The following is a 23,439-nucleotide window of genomic DNA, read 5'->3' on the forward strand; positions in this document are numbered from 1 at the left end:
CGGCATGACCGCGAAGCCCGGATGTTTCAGTGGAAGGCAACCTGTCCCGTCGCGGCTTACGCCCGCAGCCAGAGGGCCGTGGCATCCGCGGACACCGGGGTCCAGATCACCGCTCTGCCGCACGGCGCGCCTCAGGGGATACGGCGGTCGGACAGGCCGGCCCGCGTGATCTCCACATGGCGCCGGCGTCTGCCGTAGCCAAAAACACGCGATGTCGCGGGGCTGAAGAAGCAATCCATGTCCTCGAACCCCGCCTCGATCATCCAGCGTTCCAGACAGGAGGCCGAGGGAAGGAACCAGTTCCACCCGCCGCGGTTCAGCTTGGTGACATCCTCACCTTCGGTGTCGTGCATGACGCGGTTGCCGTCGAAGCGGCAGATGTTGCGCGGGTCGTTCAGCCCAGCGCTTTCCACAAGGATCTCGCCCCCGTCCTTGAGCGCGTTGAAGAGGCGCCGCAATGCGAGAACCGGGTCCGACAGGTGATAGATCACGCCGGGGAAGTAGGCGATGTCGTATTTTTTCGAGGTTTCCAGGTCGTAGAGATTCGTGCCTTCGCAGGAAATCCCGTCCTGCTCGTAGACGTCCTGGGTGAGGATCCTGGCCGTGCGCGCGTATTTCTGGACCTCTTCCAGGGCCAGGACATTGGCGGCGCCCATGGCCTTCAGCAGCAGGGTGGTTCCCCCGGTCCAGCACCCGACGTCGATCACGTCCTTGCCCTCGAAATGGGTGTCGGGCAGCCCGTAGCGCACCAGGAATTGCGCCATGAGATTGATGTGGCGGTTGCCCATGCGCCCGGTCACCGAGAAGTCCTCGCTGAAGCGGTGGTTGTGTCCCCAGTGAAACTTGATCGAGAGATCGCGCTGATTTTCCGTGGATTTCAGCCCCTCGATCTCGGGGTCGATCGTCCCCTGCTGATCGGTGAGCTGTTTCGCAAGCGCGAGTTTCGCGGGATCGGTCAAGGCGGTGAAGGAATCGAACCGGGACTTGAGCCGGCCTTGGACGGCCTTGACCCGTTCGATGTATTCCTTCTTCTGCGTTTCGTCGTCCATGCAGAAACCGTCCTTTCTCAGGGGGCTTGTTCCGTGTCCGGGTCGTTCCGGGCGCCGCCGGTCACTCCCATTCGATGGTCCCCGGCGGCTTCGAGGTCACGTCATAGGTGACGCGGTTGATGCCCTTGACCTCGTTGATGATCCGGGTCGCGGTCTCGCCGAGGAAGTCGTGGCTGAACGGATAGTAATCGGCCGTCATCCCATCCACGCTCGTGACCGCGCGCAGCGCGCAGGCGTAGTCATAGGTGCGCCCGTCGCCCATCACGCCCACGGTGCGGACGGGCAGGATGGCGACGAAGGCCTGCCAGATCTCGTCGTAAAGCCCGTGCTTGCGGATCTGGTCGATGTAGACGGCATCGGCCTTGCGCAGGATCTCCAGCTTCTCGCGGGTGATCTCGCCGGGGCAGCGGATGGCGAGGCCGGGGCCGGGAAAGGGGTGGCGGCCGATGAACTGCTCGGGCAGGCCGAGTTCACGGCCCAGCGCGCGCACCTCGTCCTTGAACAGCTCGCGCAGCGGCTCGACCAGTTTCAGGCCCATCTTCTCGGGCAGGCCGCCGACGTTGTGATGCGACTTGATGGTGACCGAGGGGCCGCCGGAGAACGAGACGCTCTCGATCACGTCGGGGTAGAGCGTGCCCTGCGCCAGGAACTCCGCCCCCTCGATCTGGTTGGCGTATTTCTGGAACACGTCGATGAACAGCCGGCCGATGGTCTTGCGCTTGACCTCGGGGTCCGACACGCCGTCCAGCTCTCCGAGGAACAGGTCGCTTTCGTCGGCATGGATCAGCGGAATGTTGTAGTTGTCCCGGAACATCGAGACGACTTCCTCCGCCTCGCCCTGGCGCAGCAGCCCGTGATCGACGAAGACGCAGGTCAGCTGGTCGCCGATCGCCTCGTGGATCAGCACCGCCGCGACCGAGCTGTCGACGCCGCCCGACAGGCCGCAGATCACCCGCTTGTCGCCCACCTGCTCGCGGATCAGGCGAATCGCCTCGTCGCGGTAGGCGCCCATCGTCCAGTCGCCGGTGAAGCCCGCCAGGCGCACGAAATTCTCGTAAAGCTTCTTGCCGTTGGGCGTGTGGTGCACCTCGGGGTGGAACTGGACGGCGTAGAACCGGCGCGCGGTATCGGCGGTGATCGCATAGGGGGCGTTGGGCGAGGTGCCGTAGACCTCGAAACCCGGCGCGATCTGCGAGACATGGTCGCCGTGGCTCATCCAGACCTGCTCGTCGCCCGCAGCGAACCAGCCGTCCAGCAGGTCCAGCGACCCGTTCTTGGCGGTGACATAGGCGCGGCCGAACTCGGCGGTGCCGTGGCCCGATTCGACCTTGCCGCCGAGCTGGGTCATCATGACCTGCTGGCCGTAGCAGATGCCGAGGATCGGCAGGCCCATCTCGAACAGTTCCTGCGGTGCGCGCGGACTGCCCTCGCGGGTGACGGAATCGGGGCCGCCCGACAGGATCACCGCCTTCGGCGCCATCTCGCGGATGAACCCGGCGGTGACGTTCTGGAAGGGGTGGATTTCGCAATAGACGTTCAGCTCGCGCAGGCGCCGCGCAATCAGCTGCGTGACCTGGCTGCCGAAGTCGATGATGAGAAGGCGGTCGTGAGAGGTGCTTGTCATGGCAGGCTCTTATGCAAGCTGCCGGATTCTTGCAAGAGCCCCCGCACCGATTGGGCGCGGGGGCGGGGTGGTTTTACCACTTGTAGGTCATGCCGAGGGCCAGTTCGTGCTGGTTCATCCGCACTTTCACCGGCTGGGTCGGGGCCAGCGCCGGGTTGGTGCCGGTCACGCTGTTCTCGAAGGCATGGGTGTAGGAGCCGGTGACGCCCCAGCCGTTCTCCAGCTTGTAGCTGAAGCCCATCGAGGCATGCCACTGCGGCGTGGCCGGCGCGAGCAGGTTGAACAGGGTCTCCTGCCTGGGCGCGAATTGCGACGCGTAGGACAGGCCGCCGCGCAGCGTCAGCCGGTCGTTGGCCTTGTAGCTGGCCGCGACCCGGTAGACATCCATGTCCTTCCAGCCGAAGCCCGGGCCGTTGGCCGCGCCGAAGGGCGCCACGATCGCGGCCGAGCTGTTCGCGATCGCCTTCACATCGCCGTAGAAGATGCGCTGATACTCGGCGCTCAGCGTCAGGTCGGGCTTGGCGGCGGGGCGGAAGGCCGCGCCCAGGGTGGCCACGGCGGGGATGTCGAAATCGCCCCGCTCGGCGAAGAGGCCCGCGTATTTGTCGAACCTCTGCATCTCCATCTCGCTGCGATAGGAGGCGCCGAAGCTCCACTGTGCGTTCGGCTCGTAGAGCACCCCGAGATTGAAGCCGAAACCGTTGGACCAGTCGTCGCCGTTGTTGCTCAGCGCGGCCGGGTTCGACGAGAACATGCCGAAATTCTCAAGGCCGGTGGCGCTGAACCGCTGGACGGCGAAGATCGGGGCGACGCCGAGGGTCAGTTTTTCGGACAGCTGGTGGCTGAAATTGGCGGCGAAGAACGCCTGCTCCAGGTTCACGCCCAGTGGCGAGGTGCCCGCGGGGCCGTAGCCCGGCACGAAGACATTGGTGCCGTATTCGGTGTTCATGCCGCCATTGCCGAACATGAACAGGCCCAGCGCGCTGCGCTCGCCCAGCTTGAAGTTCACCCCGCCGCAGGGGATGAGAAACACGTCGTTGCGGCTCTTGAAGGTCCCGGTCTGCAGGCCGCCGACGCCGGACACGGTGAAGCCGCGATCAGGCGCGAAGGTGGTCAGGCAGAAGCCCGCCTGGTTGCCGACCTTCAGGCCCATGGCCGGGTTCAGCGCCAGCCCCAGCACGCCGTTGGGCACGGCGACGCCGGCGCCGGCCATGCCCTTCGACCCGCCGCCATAGCCGTTGGCGATATAGCCGTTGGTCGCCTGTGCCGCGCCCGCCATCCCTGTCACAAGACATGCCATGCCTGCGGCGCGGGCCAGCGTGCGCCCGCGCGTTCTCACGTTTATCATACGGTCTCTCTCCCTTGTGGCGCGGCCTCCCAGCCGCGCCTCTCCCTAGTGCACGCGCGGGCTGCGCCTTGGCAACCCGCGCGATGTTGTTGGTTTCCCATGTGACATATTTTCACATTCATATCTGTGTGCAACGGTTTTCTTCACGCCGCCGTGAATGTCGTTTTCGCGATGGAAAGGCCGCATTTCGGCGTCGTCCGTCCGGGGGATCGGCTATACCCGATGCGCACCGGGCCTGTTCGGCCCGGAAGACAGGAGGCCCGGACATGGAAGAGGCACGCAGCAGACGGCGCGGCGGCGGCGGCGCGGCGCGGCGCGCAGAGCGCAGCGCGCCCCGGATCGAGGCCGCGAAATTCATCGAGAGGAAGATCCCGACTCTCGACCTGCTGACCGAAGAGGCGCTGGCCATCATCGAGGACAACGCCGAGACCGTGCTCGAAGAAATCGGCGTGGCCTTCGTCGAGAATCCGCAGGCGCTGGAGCGCTGGCGCCAGGCCGGCGCCGATGTGCGGGGCGAGAGGGTGCGGATCCCGCGCGGGCTGGCCCGCCGGCTGTGCGCGACGGCGCCCGCGCGCTTCACCCAGCACGCCCGCAACCCCGCCCGCAGCGTCGAGATCGGCGGCGACTCGCTGGTGCTGGCCCCGGTCTACGGCCCGCCCTTCGTGCGCGACCTGGCCGGCGGGCGCCGCTACGCCACGATGGAGGATTTCCGCACCTTCGTGAAGCTCGGCTACATGTCGAAATACCTGCACCATTCCGGCGGCACGGTGTGCGAGCCGACCGACGTCGCGGTGAACAAGCGCCACCTCGACATGCTGCACGCCCACATGACGCTGTCCGACAAACCGTTCATGGGCTCGGTGACCGAGCCCGCCCGCGCCCGCGATTCGGTGGAGATGTGCGAGATCCTGTTCGGCCGCGATTTCGTCGCCGAGAACACGGTGATGACCTCGCTGATCAACATCAACTCGCCGCTGACCTTCGACGCCACCATGATGGGCGCGCTTGAGGTCTATGCCGCGGCGAACCAGGCCTGCATCGTCTCACCCTTCATCGTCGGCGGCGCGATGGCGCCGGTCTCGGTGATGGGGACGCTGACGCAGGTGCTGGCCGAGGTGCTGGCGGGCGTCGCCTATTCGCAGCTGGTCCGGCCCGGCGCGCCGGTGATCTTCGGTGCCTTCGTGACCTCGATCGACATGAACTCGGGCGCGCCCACCTTCGGCACGCCGGAGGCCAGCCAGATCCTCTACGGCGCGGGGCAGCTGGCGCGGCGGCTGGGGCTGCCGTTCCGGTCGGGCGGCGGGCTGTGCGGCTCCAAGCTGCCCGACGCGCAGGCGGCCTACGAATCCGCCAACACGCTGAACGCGGCGCTGATGGGGGGCGTCAATTTCATGCTCCACGCCTGCGGCTGGCTGGAGGGCGGGCTGGTGGCGAGCTTCGAAAAGTTCGTCATGGATGCCGACCAGCTGGGCGCGCTGCACAAGCTGGCGGCGGGGGTGGCCATCGACGAGGCGGCGCAGGCGATGGATGCGATCCGCGAGGTCGGACCGGGCGGCCATTACCTCGGCTGCGCCCATACCCAGGCGCATTTCAAAGAGGCGTTCTGGCGCACCGATCTGCTGGACTACAAACCCTACGAGACCTGGGACGAGGAGGGCGCGCGCGACACCGTGGCGCTGGCCGCCGCACGCCTCCGCAAATTGCTGTCCGAGTATCAGCAACCCGCCCTCGACCCCGGCATCGCCGAGGCGCTCGCCGGCTATGTGGCCGAGAGGAAGGCGTCGATGCCCGACGCCTTCACCTGACCGGCCGGCGGCTCAGGCCCCGTCCCGGCGCGGGGCGGGCGGCAGCAGCCGCGCCTCGGCCATCAGCGCAATCAGCACGTCCACATGGCGGCTGATCGAATAGCTGGCGTCGCCCGCGCGACGGGTGGCTTCCAGCCGTTCCTCCTGCTCAAGCAGACGGTCCAGCGCCTGGGCGGGCGCAAGCAGGCGCGGGCTGTCCACCAGCCGGGCCAGATCGCGCTCGCGGCGGTATTCCTCCATCCCCAGCCGCGCGGCGCGGATCAGCAGGCGCGGGCGGCGCAGGGCCTTCAGAACGGTCAGCGGATCGGACATCGGGACGCTCCTTCGGATATGTGTTCCGAGCCCAGAATGATGCAACGCTGGCGGGTGTTGCGCCCGGGCGGAGAGCAGCGCGCGGAGCTTTCAGAAATGTTTATGAATTAGAAACAATTATTTCCAACGACGAAAACGTTAACCTGCCGGTAACAATGACAACCCTAGCGTGAACTCCACCTGTGGATAAATTCACCGCGGCGGCAGGCCAGGATCGAAGGAACGCAGCGCAATGGGAAATCCCGCTTCGCCGGACAGCTCACATGCCGTCGCGCCGCCGCCCTGGCTGCCGCAGCCGACCTACTGGTATCTGGCGCATACCGAGGCGGGGCAGTCGCTGCGCGCTCTGGCCCGCAGCGCGGGGTGCCATGCCTCGACCATCCTGCGCCATGTCCGCCGCCTCGAGCAGCGCCGCGACGACCCGCTTTGCGACAGCGCGCTGGCCCAGCTCGGCCGGCAGCTGTTTCCCGTCCCCCACCCCCGGAGCCGAAACGAGGATTGCCAAGCCATGACTGCATTTGCCAGATCGCCCAAGACTCTGACCGACGGCGCCACCCTCAACCGTGAGGCGCGGCGCATCCTGCGCCGGCTTTGCGAGACCGGCGCCTTCCTGGCGATCGCGCCGGAGATGGACAAGGCCGTGGTGCTGAAACAGATGGGTCAGGACGCGGCCACGCGGATCGGGGTGCTCGACCGTGCGGTGGCCGAGGCCTTCGTGCTGAAGGACTGGATCAGCTGCGCCAAGCCCGGCCGGGTTACCACCTACCGTATCACCCAGGCCGGCCGCAGCGCGCTGAAGCGGATGCTGGCCGAGGAGGCGCCGGCGGCCGCCGGCTTTTCCGAGGCCGCGCGGCCCTTCGCCGACCAGCACCGCGACTGGGGCACGCGCGTGGTGATGGAGCCGGGCGCCGAGGCGCCGCGCGCGCTGCGCGCCAACCTCGCGGAATCGCCGCTGGCGCTGCTGGCGCGGCGGCGCGACCGCAACGGGCAGCCCTTCCTGACGCCCGACCTGGTGGCGGCGGGTGAGCGGCTGCGCGAGGATTTCGAGCTGGCCCAGATGGGCCCGCGCGTCACCCAGAACTGGGACCGTTTCCTGACCGGGGGCGAACGCGGCAGCTTCGCCGGCGCGGGACCCGCGGAGGGGTCGCGCGGCGCGCGCGACCGCGTCACCTCGGCGCTGCGCGACCTCGGACCGGGGTTGGGCGACGTGGTGCTGCGCTGCTGCTGCTATCTCGAAGGGATGGAGGCGGCGGAGAAGCGCATGGGCTGGTCGGCGCGCTCGGGCAAGGTCGTGCTGCGCATCGCGCTGCAACGGCTGAAGCGCCATTACGAGGAGCTCAGCGCCGCCGGGGCCGATCTGATCGGCTGATCAGCCGCCGACCCACATGCCCACCAGATAGGCCACCGCGGCGCAGAGCCCGCCGACCAGCACCGTCTCCAGGATCGACCGCGCCGGCGCGTCGCCGGTGGCGTGCCAGCGCAGCACGCCCAGCGCCACCAGCGCCGAGAAGGTCGCGAGAAGCGACAGCTGGAACGTGGCCGGGGTGGCGGGCCACAGGAAATAGGGCACCAGCGGGATCGCCCCGAATACGAGGAAGGCGAAGAGGGTGAACAGCCCGTTGGCCGCGGGCCGCTGGTCGCGCGGGTGGCTCAGCCCGTGGGCATAGGCCATCATCATCTCGGCCATCACCTGCGGGTGGCGGGCCAGGATCGCGCTGGCGGCCTGCGCGTCCGACGAGTTGAGCCCGCGCTTGCGGAACAGCTCCGACAGGCGCGCGCGCGCGGCGGGCGTGTCCTGGGCGATGGCGCGCAGCGTCTCCCTGTGGCGCATCCGGTAGAGGTCGTGCTGCGAACGCAGCGACAGGAACTCGCCCAGCCCCATCGAGACCCCGTCGGCAAAGAGGTTGGCCAGCCCGAAGACCAGCACCGCCAGCGCGCCGATCTCGGCCGCGCCCTCGGACCGCGCACCAGCAAAGCCGGCGACGATGGCGAAGGTGGTGACGATCCCGTCATTGCCGCCGAAGACGATCTGCTTGAGGAATTCCTGCACCCGCCCGAAGCGGGGCCCGTCTGCTGCCATTCCGGCACCTCCCTGGCCTTGCCGTCGCACATGCTAGACCCGGCGGCGGGGCATTGAAACCGGATTTGCGCCCGGCTGCCCGGGGGCGCGCGCGCGGCGCGGGGGCTCCGGGGGACGAGGCGCGCCGGAACGCAAATCGCCCCGGCCGATGACCGGGGCGATCGTGGGATATTCCGGGCCTCAGGCCGCCGCTTCGGCGTTGGCCGCGACCAGCCAGTTCAGCACGGTCTCGGGCGAGGAGACGCCATAGGGATCCTCGGGGTGGTTGTCCGACAGGCCCGGCTCTTCGAACCATGCCTCGACCACACCGTCGTTGATCACGGCCGCGTAGCGCCAGGAGCGCAGGCCGAAGCCGAGGTTGTCCTTGCGCACCAGCATGCCCATGCGGCGGGTGAACTCGCCCGAGCCGTCGGGGATGACCTGGACGTTCTTCAGCTCCTGCGCCTCGGCCCATTTGTTCATGACGAAGCTGTCGTTGACCGACATGCAGTAGATCGCGTCGATGCCCTGCGCCCGGAAATCCTCGAAGCCGTTCTCGAATCCCGGCAGCTGGTAGGTCGAGCAGGTCGGGGTGAACGCCCCCGGCAGCGAGAACAGGACCACGCGCTTGCCCTTGAAGTAATCGTCGGTGGTCATGTCCTGCCAGCGGTAGGGGTTCGGGCCCGCGATGCTGTCGTCGCGCACGCGGGTGTGGAAGGTGACCTGGGGCAGCTTGTAGCCGGTCTTCATCGGATTCTCCTGTCAGGGTTGGGAAATGCTGCGATGCAGCTTCGTTCGGGCAGCGAATTAGAAGAATTCCAGATCGTTGCCAATGGCAAAGCCGCCGCCGATCCGCGAAAATGCCCCGCGAGAAGCGCAAAGCCGGTTTGCATCCGGAGAAGGGGCATTGGTTCCGGGCGCGGAGTCTTCTATACAGGGGCGCGAAACGAGGAACCCGCCATGCGTGATCTGAAAATTCCGTCCGAACGCCACCCCGAAAAGGCGCACCGCCCCGACAACGCGCAGCCGCGCAAGCCCAGCTGGATCCGCGTCAAGGCGCCCAGCGGCACGGGCTATCAGGAAACCCACAAGATCATGCGCGAGCATAACCTGGTGACCGTCTGCGAGGAGGCCGGGTGCCCCAACGCCGGCGAATGCTGGAGCCAGGGCCACGCCACCATGATGATCATGGGCGAGATCTGCACCCGCGGCTGCACCTTCTGCAACGTGGCCACCGGCAAGCCGGACGTGCTGGACGCGTTCGAGCCGGGCCGGGTCGCCGACGCGGTGGCCAAGCTGGGGCTGAAACATGTGGTCATCACCTCCGTGGACCGCGACGATGTCGCCGATGGCGGGGCCGAGCATTTCGCCCAGACCATCCGCGCCGTGCGCCACCGCTCGCCGACGACCACGATCGAGATCCTGACGCCCGACTTCCTGAAATGCGGCCCCGAGGCGCTGGAGGTCGTGGTCGCGGCGAAACCGGACGTGTTCAACCACAACCTCGAAACCGTGCCGGGGCTTTACCCCGAGGTGCGGCCCGGCGCGCGCTATTTCCACTCGCTGCGGCTGCTCCAGCGGGTCAAGGAGATCGACCCCTCGATGTTCACCAAGTCGGGCATCATGGTGGGCCTCGGCGAGGACCGGCAGGGGGTGCTGCAGGTGATGGACGACATGCGCGCGGCGGATATCGATTTCCTGACCATCGGCCAGTATCTGCAACCCACGCCCAAGCATCACCGGGTGGATCGCTTCGTCACCCCCGAGGAATTCGCGGCCTATGAGAAGGCCGCCTATGGCAAGGGCTTCCTGATGGTCTCGGCTACGCCGCTGACGCGCTCCTCCTATCATGCGGGCGACGATTTCGCGCGCCTGCGCGCGGCGCGGATGAAGAAGCTCGGCCAGGCATGACGCCGGAGCGGCGGGCGCGGCTGGCGGCCCTGCGCCATGAGCTGCACCGTTGTCCCGAGCTTTCGGGCGAAGAGGCGGCGACCGCCGCGAGAATCGCCGAGTTTCTCGCGCAACATCACCCCGACGCGCTGCTGACCGGGCTCGGCGGTCACGGCGTCGCGGCGGTGTTCGCGGGCGCGGCGGCCGGCCCGACAGTGCTGATCCGGGCCGAGTTGGACGCGCTGCCGATCGAGGAGATCTCCGACGCCGATCACCGCTCCGCCGTGCCGGGCAGGGGGCATCTGTGCGGCCACGACGGCCACATGGCCATGGTCGCGGCACTGGCCGAGGATCTGCGGGAGCGCCCCGCGTGCGGCCGCGTCGTGCTGCTGTTCCAGCCCGCCGAGGAAACCGGCAAGGGCGCGCGCGCGGTGCTGGGCGACCCGCGCTTCGCCGTGCTTGCCCCCGACTACGCCTTCGCCTTGCACAACACGCCCGGACTGCCGCTGGGCGAGGTGCGCCTGTGCCGCGGCGCGGCCAACTGCGCCTCGCGCGGGATGCGGGTGCGGCTGGCGGGAAGGACGTCGCACGCCGCAGCGCCTCAGGACGGCATTTCGCCCATGCAGGTGATGGCGCGGCTGATGCCGGGGCTGGTGGCGCTGGGGCCGGGCGGGACGCTGGACGAAGGTTTCGCGCAGGTGACCCTGACCCATGCGCGGCTGGGCGAGGCCACATTCGGCGTCGCGCCGGGCGCGGGCGAGATCTGGGCCACGCTGCGCACCGTGACCGACGCGCGGATGCAGGCCCTCTGCGCCGCGGCCGAGGCGCTGGTGCGGCGCGAGGCCGGGGTCGAGGGGCTGAAGGTCGAGATCGGATATGACGACATCTTCGACGCCAGCACCAACCACCCCGAGGCCGTGGCCGCGCTGGAACGGGCGCTCATCGCCGAACAGACGCCGTGGCAGCCCGCGGATGGGCCGCAGCGCTGGTCCGAGGATTTCGGCCGCTTCGGCATGGGCGCGAAGGCCGCGATGTTCTGGCTGGGCGCGGGCGAGGGGCAGCCGCAACTGCACAATCCCGATTACGATTTCCCCGACGCGCTGATCCCGATCGGCGCGGGCATCTTCCGCCGGGCGATCCGGCAACTGCTGGGTTAGCGCGCGATCCGCCCGCGCGGCGTGCCCTCCAGCGTCAGCCAGTCGGGCCAGCCGAAAAACCGCTCCAGTGCGACCAGCAGCAGGCAGAGCGCGACCACCCCGAGCACCAGCTTCACCCGTTTTTCGCTGGGCGGGTTGCGCGCCCAGCGGGACGCGCGCAGCAGCCAGCGCATGCTCATCCGGTGAACCTCACCTTGCCGATATAGGGCAGGTTGCGGTTGTGCTGGGCGTAGTCGATGCCATAGCCCACGACGAATTCGTCGGGGATCTCGAACCCCACCCAGTCGGCGCTGACCAGCACCTCGCGGCGCGACGGCTTGTCGAGCAGCGCGCAGACCTTCAGCCGCCGCGGGTTGCGCCCGCCCAGCAGGTGCAGCACATGTTTCAGCGTGTAGCCGGTATCGACGATATCCTCGACCACCAGCACGTCGCGCCCCTCGATCTCGCCGCGCAGGTCCTTGAGGATTCGCACCTCGCGCGAGCTTTCGGTGGCGTTGCCGTAGGAGGAGGCCTCGAGGAAATCGACCTCGACCGGCAGGTGCAGCTCGCGCACCAGATCGGCGATGAACACGAAGGAGCCCCGCAGCAGCCCCACCACCACCAGCTTGTCGGTATCGGCGAAATGGTCGTGGATCTGGTGCGCCAGCGCCTCGACCCGGGCCGCGATGGCCTTGGCCGATATCATCTCGTCGATGACATAAGGTCCCTGTGTCATGGCCACCCCTTGATTTTCCGTGGTTCGTAGCCGAAACCACGCCCACTGTTAACAAGAAACGCAGGCCATGCCGACCCATTCAGAGACCCGCAGACTGCCCTATACCGCCGCCCAGATGTACGAGTTGGTGGCCGACGTGGCGTCCTACCCGAAATTCCTGCCCTGGACCGCGGCCGCCCGCATCCGTTCGCGCGCGCCCATCGCGGGCGGCGGCGAGGTGATGGAGGCCGACCTGGTGATCTCGTTCAAGGTGTTCCGCGAACGCTTCGGCAGCCGGGTGACCCTGTGGCCCGATCAGCGCCGGATCGACACCGAATACCTGGACGGGCCGTTCAGGTTCCTGAAGTCGAACTGGAGCTTTCGCGATCTCGACGAGGGCGGCTGCGAGGTCGCGTTCTTCGTCGATTTCGAATTCAAGAACGCGGTGCTGCAAAAGGTGATCGGCGTGGTGTTCCACGAGGCGATGCAGCGCGTTGTCAAGGCGTTCGAGGCGCGGGCGGAGGCGCTCTACGGCTGAGCGCGGCGCGCCGGAAAACGCCTGTGCCTCCGGCGGGAGTATTTTCGCCAAGAAGAACGGGGGGCGGCCCGGAACGCGCGCGCGCCGGGCCGCGATGGGGTCACGACATGATGTCGTAGGCGCGTTCGCCATGCACGTTGAGGTCGAGGCCGCCGACCTCGGTCTCCTGGTCGACGCGCAGCGGCGTGACCAGCGCACAGAGCTTGATCAACGCATAGGTGACGACCACGGTGAAGACGCCGACCACGGCCAGCCCACCCAGCTGGGCGGCCCAGCTGCCCGCGCCGAGCACCGCGATCATGATCGTGCCGAAGATTCCGCCCACGCCATGCACCGCGAAGACGTCGAGCGTGTCGTCGATATGCAGTCGGTTGCGCACCAGGTTCACCGCCTCCTGGCACAGCACGCCGGCGATGGCGCCGATGATCAGCGCTTCGACCGGGCCGACGAAGCCGGAGGCGGGCGTGATCGAGGCGAGGCCTGCGATGGTGCCGGTGACGAGGCCCACGAGGGACGCCTTGCCGTATTTGACCTTTTCCCACAGCGCCCAGCTGAGCGAGGCGGTGGCCGCCGAGATATGGGTGACGGTCAGCGCCAGCGCCGCGCCGCCGTCGGCGGCGAGCTGCGAGCCGCCGTTGAAGCCGAACCAGCCCACCCACAGCATCGCCGCGCCGATCATCACGAAGCCCGGTGCATGCGGCGGCGTGGTCTTGTTGCGCCGCGGGCCCAGCACCACGGCCAGCAGGATCGCGGCGAGGCCGGCGGTCTCATGCACCACGATGCCGCCGGCGAAGTCCCGGACGCCAGTCGCGCCGAAGATCCCGCCATCGGCAAGGAATCCGCCGCCCCAGATCCAGTGCACGACCGGAGCGTAGCACAGCAGCATCCACAGCCCCGAGAACAGCAGCACGAAGCCGAAGCCGATGCGTTCGACATAGGCGCCGACGATCAGCGCGGGGGTGATGATGGCGAAGGTCATCTGGAAGGCGAAGAACAGCACCTCGGGCAGGGTGCCGCTGAGGCTGTCGGCATCGACGCCGCGCAGGAACGCCTTGCCCAACCCGCCCCACCAGGCGCCCCCGTCGCCGAAGGCGACCGTGTAGCCCGCGGCGAGCCAGAGCACGCTCATCAGGCAGGCGATGGCATAGACATGCATGAAGACGCTCAGCACGTTGCGCGCGCGCACAAGCCCGCCGTAGAACAGCGCGAGCCCCGGCAAAGTCATGAATAGCACCAGCGCCGTTGCGACGATGATCCAGGCGGTATCGGCCCCGTTCATTTCCCCTTCCTTTCCCTTTTTCTTGGTGTTGGAGGCGAAAGAGCCGCTGGCGGGCGCAAAAAAAAGGGGCAATGGGCGAAAAACGGGCCCAACGCCCGGGCGTTTTGCGAAACGCCCAAAAAAGTGGCGGATGTTTTGTGGGTTTGCCTGATTTGCGGGCGGGCGATGCCTAGGATCTCAGCGCGTCCAGAAGCAGCTTCAGCGCGTGCTCGACCGTGGCGCGGCGCACGTTCGACCGGCCTATGGCGCCGAATTCGACGGTCTCGCTGCGACTCGGCGCGCCGTGCGCGGCCAGGCCGAAACAGACGCGTCCCTCCGGCTTGTGATGTGAGCCGCCGGGCCCGGCGATGCCGGTGACGGCGACGGCCAGCCCGGCCTGCGAATGCGACAGCGCGCCCTCGGCCATCTCGCGGGCTGTCTCTTCAGAGACCGCGCCGTGGGCCTCCAGCGTGCCGGGCCGCACCCCCAGCATCTCCTGCTTGGAGAGGTTGGAATAGGTCACGAAGCCGCGGTCGAAGACATGCGAGGAGCCCGGCACCTCGGTCAGCGCGCCGGCGATCAACCCGCCGGTGCAGCTTTCGGCAGTGGCGATCGTCACGCCCTTTTCGCGGGCGGTCGCGATCAATGTGCCGGCCGGATCAAGAGTCATGCCATGATCACCCCGTGATACAGCCCCGCCGCCAGAAACACGCCGATCCCGGCAAAGAGGCCGGCGATCAGGTCATCCAGCATCACGCCGACCGTGCCGCCCATTCGGTCGGCGCGGCCGACCAGCCAGGGCTTCCAGATGTCGAACAGGCGGAACAGAACGAAGGCCCCGACCCAGCCCGGCCAGGGGAAGTTCCAGCTGTCCAGCCCGGCCATCCAGAACCCCAGCGAGGGCGCCAGCAGGGCCAGCCATTGCCCGGCCACCTCGTCGATCACGATCTCGGACGGGTCGGTGTCGGAGGCCTCGCGGGTGGCCATGTCGCGCGCGACGGACCAGAAGCCAAGCGCGGTGACGGCGACGGTGGCCAGCGCCAGCAGCGGGAAGCCGCCCAGCCCGTGGATCAGCAGCCCCAGCGCCACCGCCGCGGCCGAGCCCCAGGTGCCGGAGGCCGGGCGCAGCGTGCCGACGTAAAAGACGGTGGTCAGAATGCGGATGTTCATGCTTTCACCAGGGTTGCGGTGGCCAGGGCGGCGATGCCTTCCTCGCGGCCGGTGAATCCCAGCTTTTCCGAGGTGGTGGCCTTGACGCTGATGCGCTCCTCCGCGACGCCCATGATCGCGGACAGCGCGGCACGCATTGCCTGGGCGTGCGGGCCGATCCTGGGGCGCTCACAGATCAGGGTGACGTCGGCATGGCTGAGGGTGAAGCCCGCCGCGCGGACCTGTTCCATCGCGTGTTCGAGGAAGATGTGACTGGCAGCGCCCTTCCATTGCGGGTCGGAGGGCGGGAAATGCTGGCCGATATCGCCCAGCGCCAGCGCGCCGTAGATGGCGTCGGTCAGCGCGTGCATGCCGACATCGGCGTCGGAGTGGCCCTTCAGCCGGTGGCTGTGCGGGATCTTGATCCCGCAGAGAACCACCGCCTCGCCGGCCTCGAACGCATGCACGTCGAAGCCGTTTCCGGTGCGGATATCCATGCCATCTCTCTCCTGAAGGATGCGGGCCGCGCGGTCGAAATCGCCGGGGAGGGTGATCTTGATGTTGTCCTCTTCGCCCTCGACGATGGCAACGTCAACCCCGTGGGCCAGTGCCACCTCGACATCGTCGGCCGCGCCCGCGCCGTGGATGGCGTGGGCGCTGCGGATCGCGTCGAGGTGAAAGCCCTGCGGGGTCTGCGCGCGGTAAAGCCCGGTGCGCGGATGCGGGGCGACCACGCGGCCGCCGGCGCCGCGCCACAGCGCGTCGGTGACGGGCAGGGCGGGGGCGGCGCCGCGGTGCTCGGCCAGCGCGTCGAGCACCCGGTCGATCAGATCGGCGCTGACCAGCGGGCGCGCGCCGTCGTGGATCAGCACGGTTTCAGCCGCCTCGACCGCGGCCAGACCGGCCAGCACCGAGGCGTCGCGCGTCGCGCCGCCCTCGACCACGGTCAGTCGGTCGGCCAGATCGCCGAGGCAGTCGCAGAACAGGTCGGCATCGTCGGGGTGGCGGACCACCACGATCTGGCCGATCCGCGGGTGATCGGCAAAGGCGGAGACCGCGCGGGCCAGCACAGCCTGGCCCCCAACCGCGCGGTATTGCTTTGGAATCTCCCCGCCCGCGCGGGTGCCGCGCCCGGCGGCGACGATGATGGCGGCGCTCTTCATCGGACCTCTCTTCTTGCCTCATTTCCGTGTATGACGTGCCGGTCCAAGGGGCAATGGCGCAGTTTGCCCCCGGGCTGTGCCCAAATTTTGGTCAAAATGCGTTTCTGCCGCATTTCGCGCCACATGCGCGATTGCCTTTTCGCGTCGGGGCGATTAGCTCAGATGGGAAACTGCACAAGGATTAGGCATTTGGCCATTCAATTGGCAGATATCGCGCTCGACCCGCCGGTCTTTCTCGCCCCGCTGGCGGGGATCACCGACCTGCCGTTCCGCGACCTCGTGGCCTCCTTCGGGGCCGGACTGGTGGTCTCCGAGATGGTGGCGAGCCAGGAGATGGTGCAGGCCAAGCCCGGCGTGCGCGAGCGCGCCGAACTGGGCTATGGCCTCGAAAACACCGCCGTGCAACTCGCCGGGCGCGACGCGCATTGGATGGCCGAGGCCGCCCGCATGGTCGAGGCCAATGGCGCGCGGCTGATCGACATCAACATGGGCTGCCCGGCCAAGAAGGTGGTCAACGGCTATTCCGGCTCGGCGCTGATGCGCGACCTCGACCACGCGCTGGGCCTGATCGAGGCGGTGGCGGGCGCGGTGTCGGTGCCGGTGACGCTGAAGACCCGGCTGGGCTGGGACGAGGGCCTGCTGAACGCGCCGGAACTCGCCCGCCGGGCCGAGGGGGCGGGGGTGCGGATGATCACCATCCACGGGCGCACGCGCTGCCAGTTCTACAAGGGCCGCGCCGACTGGGCGGCGATCGCGAAGGTCAAGGCGGCGGTCTCGATCCCGGTCATCGCCAATGGCGACATCGTGGACGCAGGCTCGGCCCGCGTCGCGCTGGAGCTTTCGGGCGCCGACGGCGTGATGGTCGGGCGCGGCGCGCAGGGGCGGCCATGGCTGCTGGCCCAGATCGCGGCGGCGCTTTGCGGCGTGCCCGCGCCTCAGGTGCCGCAGGGCGCGGCGCTGACCGACATGGTGGCGGGGCATTACGAGGCGATGCTGTCCTTTTACGGCGCGGCCCTGGGCCTCCGCGTCGCGCGCAAGCACCTGGGCTGGTACATGGACGAGGCCGGCACCCCGCCCGGATCGCGCCGCGCCGTCCTGACCGAGCGCGACCCGCGCCGGGTTCTGGCGCTGCTGCCCGGCGCGCTGTCCTGCAAGGAAAGGATCGCGGCATGACCGTGCAGCACGATCGGATCTGGTCCTCGCTGCCGATCCCGGCCTTCATCCTCGACCCGCAGGACCGGATCGACGAGATCAATCCCGCGGCAGAGACCTTCGTCAACGCCTCGATCCGGGCGCTGCAGGGTGTGCCGGTCTGGGACCGGCTGGCGGTGGACGCGCCGCTGGACGAGGCCTTCGCCCGGGTGCGCGAGAACCACTCCGAGCTGTTCATCAACGATGTCGATGTCAGCTCGGGGCAGCGCGCGCCGGTGTTGTGCAACCTCCAGATCGCCCCGCTGAGCGACGCGCCGGACAAGCTGCTGCTGCTGGTCTCCCCGCGCGAGATCGCCGGACGCCTGGGCCGCGCGCATTCCTCGAAAACCGCGGCCAAATCCGCGATCGGCATGGCCGAGATGCTGGCCCATGAGATCAAGAACCCGCTGGCGGGCATCACCGGGGCGGCGCAGCTTCTGTCGATGAACCTGACGCCCGAGGATCAGGAGCTGACCGACCTGATCGTCGCCGAGAGCCGCCGCATCGTGAAGCTGCTGGAGCAGGTGGAGCAGTTCGGCAACCTGCGCCCGCCCGAGCGCAGGCCGGTCAACATCCACGACCTGCTGGACCGCGCGCGGAAATCCGCGCTGGTGGGTTTCGCCGCCGAGATGCAGATCGTCGAGGATTACGACCCCTCGCTGCCGCCGACCTGGGTCGATGGCGACCAGTTCCTGCAGGTCTTTCTGAACCTGCTGAAAAACGCCGCCGAGGCGGCCGAGAAGGGCGGCGGCACGATCCGGCTGCACACCTTCTACGACCAGTCGCTGCGGCTGCGCGCGACCGACGGCTCGGACCGGCCGCTGCCGCTGCAGGTGGAAATCATCGACGACGGTCCCGGCCTGCCGCCCGAGATCGCCGGCGACATTTTCGAGCCCTTCGTCTCTGGGCGCGAGAACGGCACCGGGCTGGGGCTGGCCCTGGTGTCAAAGATCATCTCGGACCACGACGCCTGGATCGCGGTGGATTCGGTGCCCGGGCGCACCGTGTTCCGCATCTCGCTGCCGGTGGCGCCGAAACCCACGGAGGATGACTGATGGATGGCACGGTTCTGGTCGCCGATGACGACCGCACGATCCGCACGGTTCTGACCCAGGCGCTGACGCGCGCGGGCTGCAAGGTGCACGCAACCTCGTCGCTGATGACGCTGATGCGCTGGGTCGAGGAGGGCAAGGGCGACCTGGTGATCTCGGATGTGGTCATGCCCGACGGCAACGGTCTGGAGGCGCTGCCCAGGATCGGCGAGATGCGCCCCGGACTGCCGGTGATCGTGATCTCGGCGCAGAACACGATCATGACCGCCATCCAGGCCGCCGAGGCCGAGGCCTATGATTACCTGCCCAAACCCTTCGACCTGCCCGACCTGATGAAGCGCGCCGCCCGCGCGCTGGAGACCAAGCGCCGCGCGCCCGCCCCGCGGCAGGCCGGCGCGGGCGAGGCCAATGACGACCTGCCGCTGGTCGGGCGCACACCGCAGATGCAGGCGCTCTACCGGCTGGTGGCGCGGGTGATGAATACCGATCTGCCGGTTCTGATCACCGGCGAGAGCGGCACCGGCAAATCGCTGATCGCGCGCGCGATCCACGATTTCTCGGACCGCCGCACCTTGCCCTTCGTCACCGCCACCGCCGGCGAGTTGGAGGGGATGGACGGCCCCTCGACGCTGCTGGCGCGGGCGCGCGGCGGCTCGATCCTGTTCGACGAGGTGTCGGACCTGCACGACGAGGCGCAGGCGCGCATCGTGCGGATGCTCGACGGTCTGGGCGACAACGCGCCGCGGGTGATGGCCTCCAGCCAGACCGACCTGATGCGGCGGATGGAGGCGGGAGCGTTCCGGCAGGACCTGTTCTACCGCCTCGGCGGGGTCACCATCGCGGTGCCCTCCTTGCGCGAACGGGTCGACGACATCCCGCTGCTGGCCGATCATTTCCTCGCCCGCGCCGAGCGCGACGGCCTGCCGCTGCGCCGCTTCGCCGAGGACGCGATGGACCTGGTGCGCGCCTATTCCTGGCCCGGCAACGTGCGCCAGCTGGAAAACACCGTGCGCCGGCTGGTGGTCACCAATTCCGAAGAGGTGATCACCCGCGCCGAGGTCGAGCAGGTGCTGGGCAACCAGCCCGAGATCGAGCCGCTGGTCGGCGGCGGCGACGGCGAGAAGCTCTCGGCCTCTGTGGCCAAGCACCTGCGCCGCTATTTCGATCTGCATGGCGGCGTGCTGCCGCCGCCGGGCCTCTATCAGCGCATCCTGCGCGAGGTGGAGCTGCCGCTGATCGAGATCGCGCTGGACGCCACCGGCGGCAACCAGGCGAAATGCGCCGACCTGCTGGGCATCAATCGCAATACTTTGCGCAAGAAGATCACCGATCTGGATATTCGCGTGACACGCCGCCGGAAGTTGATGTAAAAAGGCAACATCTGTGGCGCTTCGGTGTCAGGCTTTCGGGGCGCCGCAGCACAAGGCGGTAAGCCGCGAGACAGCGGCGCAACGAAAAGAGGCCGGCGGTGCTCAGCCCCGCGCGAAGCGCAACATGGGAACGCGTGGCGCGACTGCGTCGCCAGCGGCGTGTTCAGAATGCCACGGCTCTGGGCGTGGTGATCCTTGGCCCGGTACTGGCCATTGCCACCCTTCTGCTGCTCGGGCCGCTCGATCAGGGGGCGAGCTCCCTGTGGCTGCGGCTGATCCTTCTCACCGATCTCGTTTATGCCCTTGTGGTCGCCGCGCTGGTGACGCAGCGGGTGGCGCAGATGATCGCCGCGCGGCGGCGCCGTTCGGCCGGGTCGCGGCTGCACCTGCGGTTGACCGGGGTGTTCGCGCTGCTGGCGCTGATCCCGACGGTCCTGGTCGCGGTCTTCGCCGGCCTGACGGTGAACATCGGCCTCGAAGGCTGGTTCTCCGACCGGGTGCGCACGGTGCTGAGCACCTCGCTCGCCGCGGCGGAAGCCTATGAGGAGGAACACCGCCGCGACCTGGAAAAGGACGCGCGCGTGCTGGCCGGCTATCTCAACATCGCACGGCAGGCGACGTTCTTCCTCTCCGAGGGCGAGTTGCGACAGGTGCTCAGCCAGGCCCAGGGGCAGGTGCAGCGCGGGCTGAAAGAGGCCTATGTGATCGACGGCGGCGCCGAGATCGTCGCGCGCGGCGAACGCTCCTACCTGTTCGATTACGAGGCCCCCGCGGCCGACCAGATCGCCCGCGCCGCCGCGGGCGAAGTGGTGATCCTCGAAGACTGGGACAACAACGAGTTTCGCGCGCTGCTGCTGCTCGACGCCTATGTGGACAAGTTCCTCTATATCTCCCGCACCGTGGATGGCGAGATCCTGAACCTGCTGGACGACACGCGGGAGACCGTCCGCCTCTACCAGCAACTCGAAAGCGAACGCGGGCGGCTGCTGTTCGAATTCGGGCTGCTCTATCTCGGGTTCGCGGTGATCCTGATCCTCGCCGCGGTCTGGCTGGGCCTGTGGTTCGCCGAGCGCCTGTCGCGCCCGGTGGGCCGGCTGGCGGGCGCGGCGCAGCGCATCGGGGCGGGCGACCTCGACGTGCGGGTGATCGAGGAAAAGGGCGATGACGAGATCGCCATGCTGGGCCGCGTGTTCAACCAGATGACCCGGCAGCTCAAGGGACAGCGCGACGCGCTGATGGACACCAACCGCCAGATCGAGCGGCGGCGGCGGCTGTTCGACTCGGTGCTGGGGTCGGTCACGGCGGGGGTGATCGGGCTGGACGCCGAGGGGCGGATCGACTTCGTCAACCGCTCGGCCCTGCAACTGCTGGATCTCGACGAGGCGGGCGACCACGAGCGCCCCCTGGAGGCGGCGGTGCCGGAGTTCACGCCCCTGTTCGAGCGGCTTCGTGCCGGCCCCTTCGAGGCCGCGCAGGAGGAGCTGAAGCTTACCCGCCGCGGCAAGCTGGAGAACCTGCTGGTGCGGATGGCCATGCGGCGCAGCGCCTCCGGGCAGCTGGAGGGCTATGTGGTGGCCTTCGACGATGTGACCGATCTGGTCTCGGCGCAGCGCATGGCGGCCTGGGGCGACGTGGCGCGGCGCATCGCGCATGAGATCAAGAACCCGCTGACCCCGATCCAGCTGTCGGCCGAGCGCATCAAGCGCAAGTTCGGCCGGCTCATGGATGCGGAGGCGGCCGCGGACCTGGATCAGTATACAGACGTGATCGTGCGGCAAACCAATGACTTGCGTCGCATTGTTGATGAGTTCTCCAAATTCGCGCGCATGCCCGAACCCGACCGCCGCCCCGGCGATCTGGCCGCGCTGGTGCGCGATGCGGTGGTGCTGCAGGAGAGCGGCCAGCCGGGGGTGCGGATCGCCTCGGACCTGCCGGCCGGGCCGGTGATGACCGAGCTTGACGCCACCATGATCAGCCAGGCCCTGACAAACCTGATCAAGAACGCTGGCGAAGCCACGGAAACACTTATCGAAAAAGGCGCACCTGAGGGATATGCCCCGGAAGTCCGCGTGGCGCTGAAGGTGGCCGGCGGCATGGCCGAGATAACCGTCGCCGACAACGGCATCGGCCTGCCCGAGGACCGCGCGCGACTGTTCGAGCCCTATGTCACCACGCGCGACAAGGGCACAGGGCTGGGCCTGCCCATCGTGAAGAAGATTATCGAGGAACATGGCGGCACGCTGGTGTTGCGTGACGCCCCCGTCTTCGACGGCTGCACCCATTGCGGGGCGCTGGCCGAGATCCGCCTGCCGTTGCTGGCAACGGCCGGGCGCGACGGGAGTGAGGGAGAGAGAGTGCAAAATGAGTGATATTCTGATCGTTGACGACGAGCGCGACATCCGCGAACTGATCGCCGATATCCTGCGCGACGAGGGCTATACCACCCGGCTGGCGGCCAATTCCGACGACTGCATGGCCGAGATCAACAGCGAGCCGCCGGCGCTGATGATCCTCGACATCTGGCTCAAGGACAGCCGGATGGACGGGATCGACATCCTGACCAAGGTCAAGCGCGACAATCCCGAGATCCCGATCATCATCATCTCGGGCCACGGCAACATCGAGATCGCGGTCGCCGCGATCAAGCAGGGCGCCTATGACTTCATCGAGAAGCCCTTCAACATCGACCAGCTGCTGGTGGTGATCCGCCGCGCGATGGAAACCTCCCGGCTGCGCCGCGAGAACCTCGACCTGCGCCGCCGCGAGACCGTCATGGCCGAGATGATCGGATCAAGCGCGTCCTTCAAGGCACTGAAATCGCAATTGGAAAAGGTCACGCGATCGAACGGTCGGGTGATGCTGACCGGCCCCGCCGGCAGCGGCAAGGAGATGGCCGCGCGCTTCATCCATGCCCAGTCGAACCGCGCCGCGGCGCCTTTCGTCTCGGTCAATTCCGCCTCGATCGAGCCTGAGCGCATGGAGGAGGTGCTGTTCGGCCGCGAAAGCCCCGAGCGCGGGGTCGAGCCGGGGCTCCTGGAGCAGGCGCATGGCGGGGTTCTCTATTTCGACGAGGTGGCCGACATGCCGTCCGGCACCCAGTCCAAGATCCTGCGGGTGCTGGTTGACCAGCAGTTCCAGCGCGTCGGCGGCACCGGCAAGGTGCGGGTGGACCTGCGGGTGATCTCGTCCTCGACGCGCGACCTGGAGGCGGAGATCGCGGCCGGCACGTTCCGCCAGGAGCTCTACCACCGGCTCAACGTGGTGCCGATCGCGGTGCCCTCGCTGGAGGACCGGCGCGAGGACATCCCCGAGCTGGCCGCGCATTTCATCGCCGAGTTCAACCGCAGCCAGGGCCTGCCCCTGCGCGAGATCAGCGACGAGGCCGCGGCGTTGCTGCAGACGATGCGCTGGCCGGGCAACGTGCGCCAGCTCAAGAACGTGGTCGAGCGGGTGCTGATCCTGGGCGAGGGCACCGGCCCGATCTCGGCGCGCGAATTGCCCGCCCAGCAGGAGGAGCCCGCCGACGAGGGCCGCATCGTGCTGTCCGGGGGGCTGGCCACGCTGCCCCTGCGCGAGGCGCGCGAACTGTTCGAGCGCGAATACCTGCTGACCCAGATCAACCGCTTCGGCGGCAACATCAGCCGCACCGCCAATTTCGTGGGGATGGAGCGCAGCGCCCTGCACCGAAAGCTGAAATCGCTCGGCGTGGTCACCACCGCCAAGGCCGGCGCCCGGGTAGCGCGGCTCGACGACGACAAACTCGGCTGATTGACCCCTCGG

The 23,439-nt window shown here is 68.2% G+C and carries 22 protein-coding genes; 10 read left to right on the plus strand and 12 right to left on the minus strand.

What is annotated here, in order from left to right:
* Positions 1-131: 131 nt before the first annotated feature.
* The 3 genes from KCI33_RS02280 to KCI33_RS02290 all read right to left on the minus strand — a co-directional run bounded on the left by KCI33_RS02280 (position 132) and on the right by KCI33_RS02290 (position 4,021).
* Positions 132-1,049 carry a DUF1698 domain-containing protein gene (locus tag KCI33_RS02280; protein WP_212523131.1) on the minus strand — a complete coding sequence of 306 codons (918 nt, stop codon included), beginning with the start codon at positions 1,047-1,049 and terminating at the stop codon, positions 132-134.
* A 61-nt stretch (positions 1,050-1,110) separates the two neighbouring features.
* A complete protein-coding gene (gene guaA / locus KCI33_RS02285; protein ID WP_212523132.1) occupies positions 1,111-2,673 on the minus strand; it encodes a glutamine-hydrolyzing GMP synthase in 1,563 nt (520 codons plus the stop codon).
* 73 nt (positions 2,674-2,746) lie between these two features.
* Positions 2,747-4,021 carry an outer membrane protein transport protein gene (locus tag KCI33_RS02290; RefSeq protein ID WP_212523133.1) on the minus strand — a complete coding sequence of 425 codons (1,275 nt, stop codon included), beginning with the start codon at positions 4,019-4,021 and terminating at the stop codon, positions 2,747-2,749.
* 266 nt (positions 4,022-4,287) lie between these two features.
* Between KCI33_RS02290 and KCI33_RS02295 the strand changes: the two genes are divergently transcribed.
* Positions 4,288-5,826 carry a trimethylamine methyltransferase family protein gene (locus tag KCI33_RS02295; RefSeq protein WP_212523134.1) on the plus strand — a complete coding sequence of 513 codons (1,539 nt, stop codon included), beginning with the start codon at positions 4,288-4,290 and terminating at the stop codon, positions 5,824-5,826.
* A gap of 12 nt (positions 5,827-5,838) precedes the next feature.
* Here KCI33_RS02295 and KCI33_RS02300 read toward each other — a convergent pair whose 3' ends face one another.
* Positions 5,839-6,138, minus strand: a complete 300-nt coding sequence (locus KCI33_RS02300; RefSeq protein WP_212523135.1) for a DUF6477 family protein — start codon at positions 6,136-6,138, stop codon at positions 5,839-5,841.
* Between the two features lie 232 nt (positions 6,139-6,370).
* Here KCI33_RS02300 and KCI33_RS02305 point away from each other — a divergent pair, with 232 nt between their 5' ends.
* Positions 6,371-7,507 carry a DUF6456 domain-containing protein gene (locus KCI33_RS02305; protein ID WP_212523136.1) on the plus strand — a complete coding sequence of 379 codons (1,137 nt, stop codon included), beginning with the start codon at positions 6,371-6,373 and terminating at the stop codon, positions 7,505-7,507.
* Here the strand turns inward: KCI33_RS02305 and KCI33_RS02310 are convergent, their stop codons facing one another.
* Together KCI33_RS02310 and KCI33_RS02315 are read right to left on the minus strand one after the other, a co-directional pair.
* Positions 7,508-8,218: a VIT1/CCC1 transporter family protein gene (locus tag KCI33_RS02310; RefSeq protein WP_212523137.1), complete on the minus strand. Its 711-nt coding sequence runs from the start codon at positions 8,216-8,218 to the stop codon at positions 7,508-7,510.
* 180 nt (positions 8,219-8,398) lie between these two features.
* On the minus strand, positions 8,399-8,947 hold the full coding sequence (locus KCI33_RS02315) for a peroxiredoxin (protein WP_212523138.1): 549 nt from the start codon (positions 8,945-8,947) through the stop codon (positions 8,399-8,401).
* A 210-nt stretch (positions 8,948-9,157) separates the two neighbouring features.
* Between KCI33_RS02315 and lipA the strand changes: the two genes are divergently transcribed.
* A complete protein-coding gene (gene lipA, locus KCI33_RS02320) occupies positions 9,158-10,108 on the plus strand; it encodes a lipoyl synthase (protein WP_212523139.1) in 951 nt (316 codons plus the stop codon).
* Positions 10,105-11,244 (plus strand): amidohydrolase, encoded by a 1,140-nt coding sequence (locus tag KCI33_RS02325; RefSeq protein ID WP_212523140.1) that lies wholly within the window; start codon positions 10,105-10,107, stop codon positions 11,242-11,244. The genes lipA and KCI33_RS02325 overlap by 4 nt, the downstream gene beginning before the upstream one ends.
* On the opposite strand, the gene KCI33_RS02330 is transcribed toward KCI33_RS02325, so the two are convergent.
* Together KCI33_RS02330 and hpt are read right to left on the minus strand one after the other, a co-directional pair.
* Positions 11,241-11,423, minus strand: a complete 183-nt coding sequence (locus KCI33_RS02330; protein ID WP_212523141.1) for a hypothetical protein — start codon at positions 11,421-11,423, stop codon at positions 11,241-11,243. The two genes, KCI33_RS02325 and KCI33_RS02330, sit on opposite strands and share 4 nt — an antisense overlap.
* On the minus strand, positions 11,420-11,959 hold the full coding sequence (gene hpt / locus KCI33_RS02335) for a hypoxanthine phosphoribosyltransferase (protein ID WP_212523142.1): 540 nt from the start codon (positions 11,957-11,959) through the stop codon (positions 11,420-11,422). Before hpt ends, KCI33_RS02330 begins: the two co-directional genes overlap by 4 nt.
* Positions 11,960-12,026: 67 nt before the next feature.
* Here hpt and KCI33_RS02340 point away from each other — a divergent pair, with 67 nt between their 5' ends.
* Complete coding sequence (locus tag KCI33_RS02340) at positions 12,027-12,476, plus strand: type II toxin-antitoxin system RatA family toxin (protein WP_212523143.1); 450 nt, start codon at positions 12,027-12,029, stop codon at positions 12,474-12,476.
* 100 nt (positions 12,477-12,576) lie between these two features.
* On the opposite strand, the gene KCI33_RS02345 is transcribed toward KCI33_RS02340, so the two are convergent.
* From KCI33_RS02345 to KCI33_RS02360, 4 genes are all read right to left on the minus strand, one after another.
* Entirely contained in the window at positions 12,577-13,755 is a 1,179-nt protein-coding gene (locus KCI33_RS02345; protein WP_212523144.1) for an ammonium transporter, read from the minus strand.
* 169 nt (positions 13,756-13,924) lie between these two features.
* Positions 13,925-14,404 (minus strand): CinA family protein, encoded by a 480-nt coding sequence (locus KCI33_RS02350; RefSeq protein ID WP_212523145.1) that lies wholly within the window; start codon positions 14,402-14,404, stop codon positions 13,925-13,927.
* Positions 14,401-14,904, minus strand: a complete 504-nt coding sequence (locus tag KCI33_RS02355) for a phosphatidylglycerophosphatase A (protein ID WP_212523146.1) — start codon at positions 14,902-14,904, stop codon at positions 14,401-14,403. The genes KCI33_RS02350 and KCI33_RS02355 overlap by 4 nt, the downstream gene beginning before the upstream one ends.
* Positions 14,901-16,046, minus strand: a complete 1,146-nt coding sequence (locus KCI33_RS02360) for a bifunctional 2-C-methyl-D-erythritol 4-phosphate cytidylyltransferase/2-C-methyl-D-erythritol 2,4-cyclodiphosphate synthase (RefSeq protein ID WP_212523147.1) — start codon at positions 16,044-16,046, stop codon at positions 14,901-14,903. The genes KCI33_RS02355 and KCI33_RS02360 overlap by 4 nt, the downstream gene beginning before the upstream one ends.
* A 189-nt stretch (positions 16,047-16,235) precedes the next feature.
* Here KCI33_RS02360 and dusB point away from each other — a divergent pair, with 189 nt between their 5' ends.
* The 5 genes from dusB (at position 16,236) to KCI33_RS02385 (ending at position 23,427) form a co-directional block, all read left to right on the plus strand.
* On the plus strand, positions 16,236-17,219 hold the full coding sequence (gene dusB / locus KCI33_RS02365; protein ID WP_249138869.1) for a tRNA dihydrouridine synthase DusB: 984 nt from the start codon (positions 16,236-16,238) through the stop codon (positions 17,217-17,219).
* Entirely contained in the window at positions 17,216-18,292 is a 1,077-nt protein-coding gene (locus tag KCI33_RS02370; protein WP_212523149.1) for an ATP-binding protein, read from the plus strand. The genes dusB and KCI33_RS02370 overlap by 4 nt, the downstream gene beginning before the upstream one ends.
* Positions 18,292-19,659, plus strand: a complete 1,368-nt coding sequence (locus tag KCI33_RS02375) for a sigma-54 dependent transcriptional regulator (protein ID WP_212523150.1) — start codon at positions 18,292-18,294, stop codon at positions 19,657-19,659. The genes KCI33_RS02370 and KCI33_RS02375 overlap by 1 nt, the downstream gene beginning before the upstream one ends.
* 98 nt (positions 19,660-19,757) lie before the next feature.
* On the plus strand, positions 19,758-22,028 hold the full coding sequence (locus KCI33_RS02380) for a PAS domain-containing sensor histidine kinase (protein ID WP_212523151.1): 2,271 nt from the start codon (positions 19,758-19,760) through the stop codon (positions 22,026-22,028).
* Positions 22,021-23,427: a sigma-54 dependent transcriptional regulator gene (locus KCI33_RS02385; protein WP_212523152.1), complete on the plus strand. Its 1,407-nt coding sequence runs from the start codon at positions 22,021-22,023 to the stop codon at positions 23,425-23,427. The genes KCI33_RS02380 and KCI33_RS02385 overlap by 8 nt, the downstream gene beginning before the upstream one ends.
* The last annotated feature ends 12 nt before the right edge of the window (positions 23,428-23,439 follow it).

Origin of the sequence: Actibacterium sp. MT2.3-13A (assembly GCF_018139985.1) — a bacterium.
GTDB lineage: Bacteria > Pseudomonadota > Alphaproteobacteria > Rhodobacterales > Rhodobacteraceae > JAGSOU01.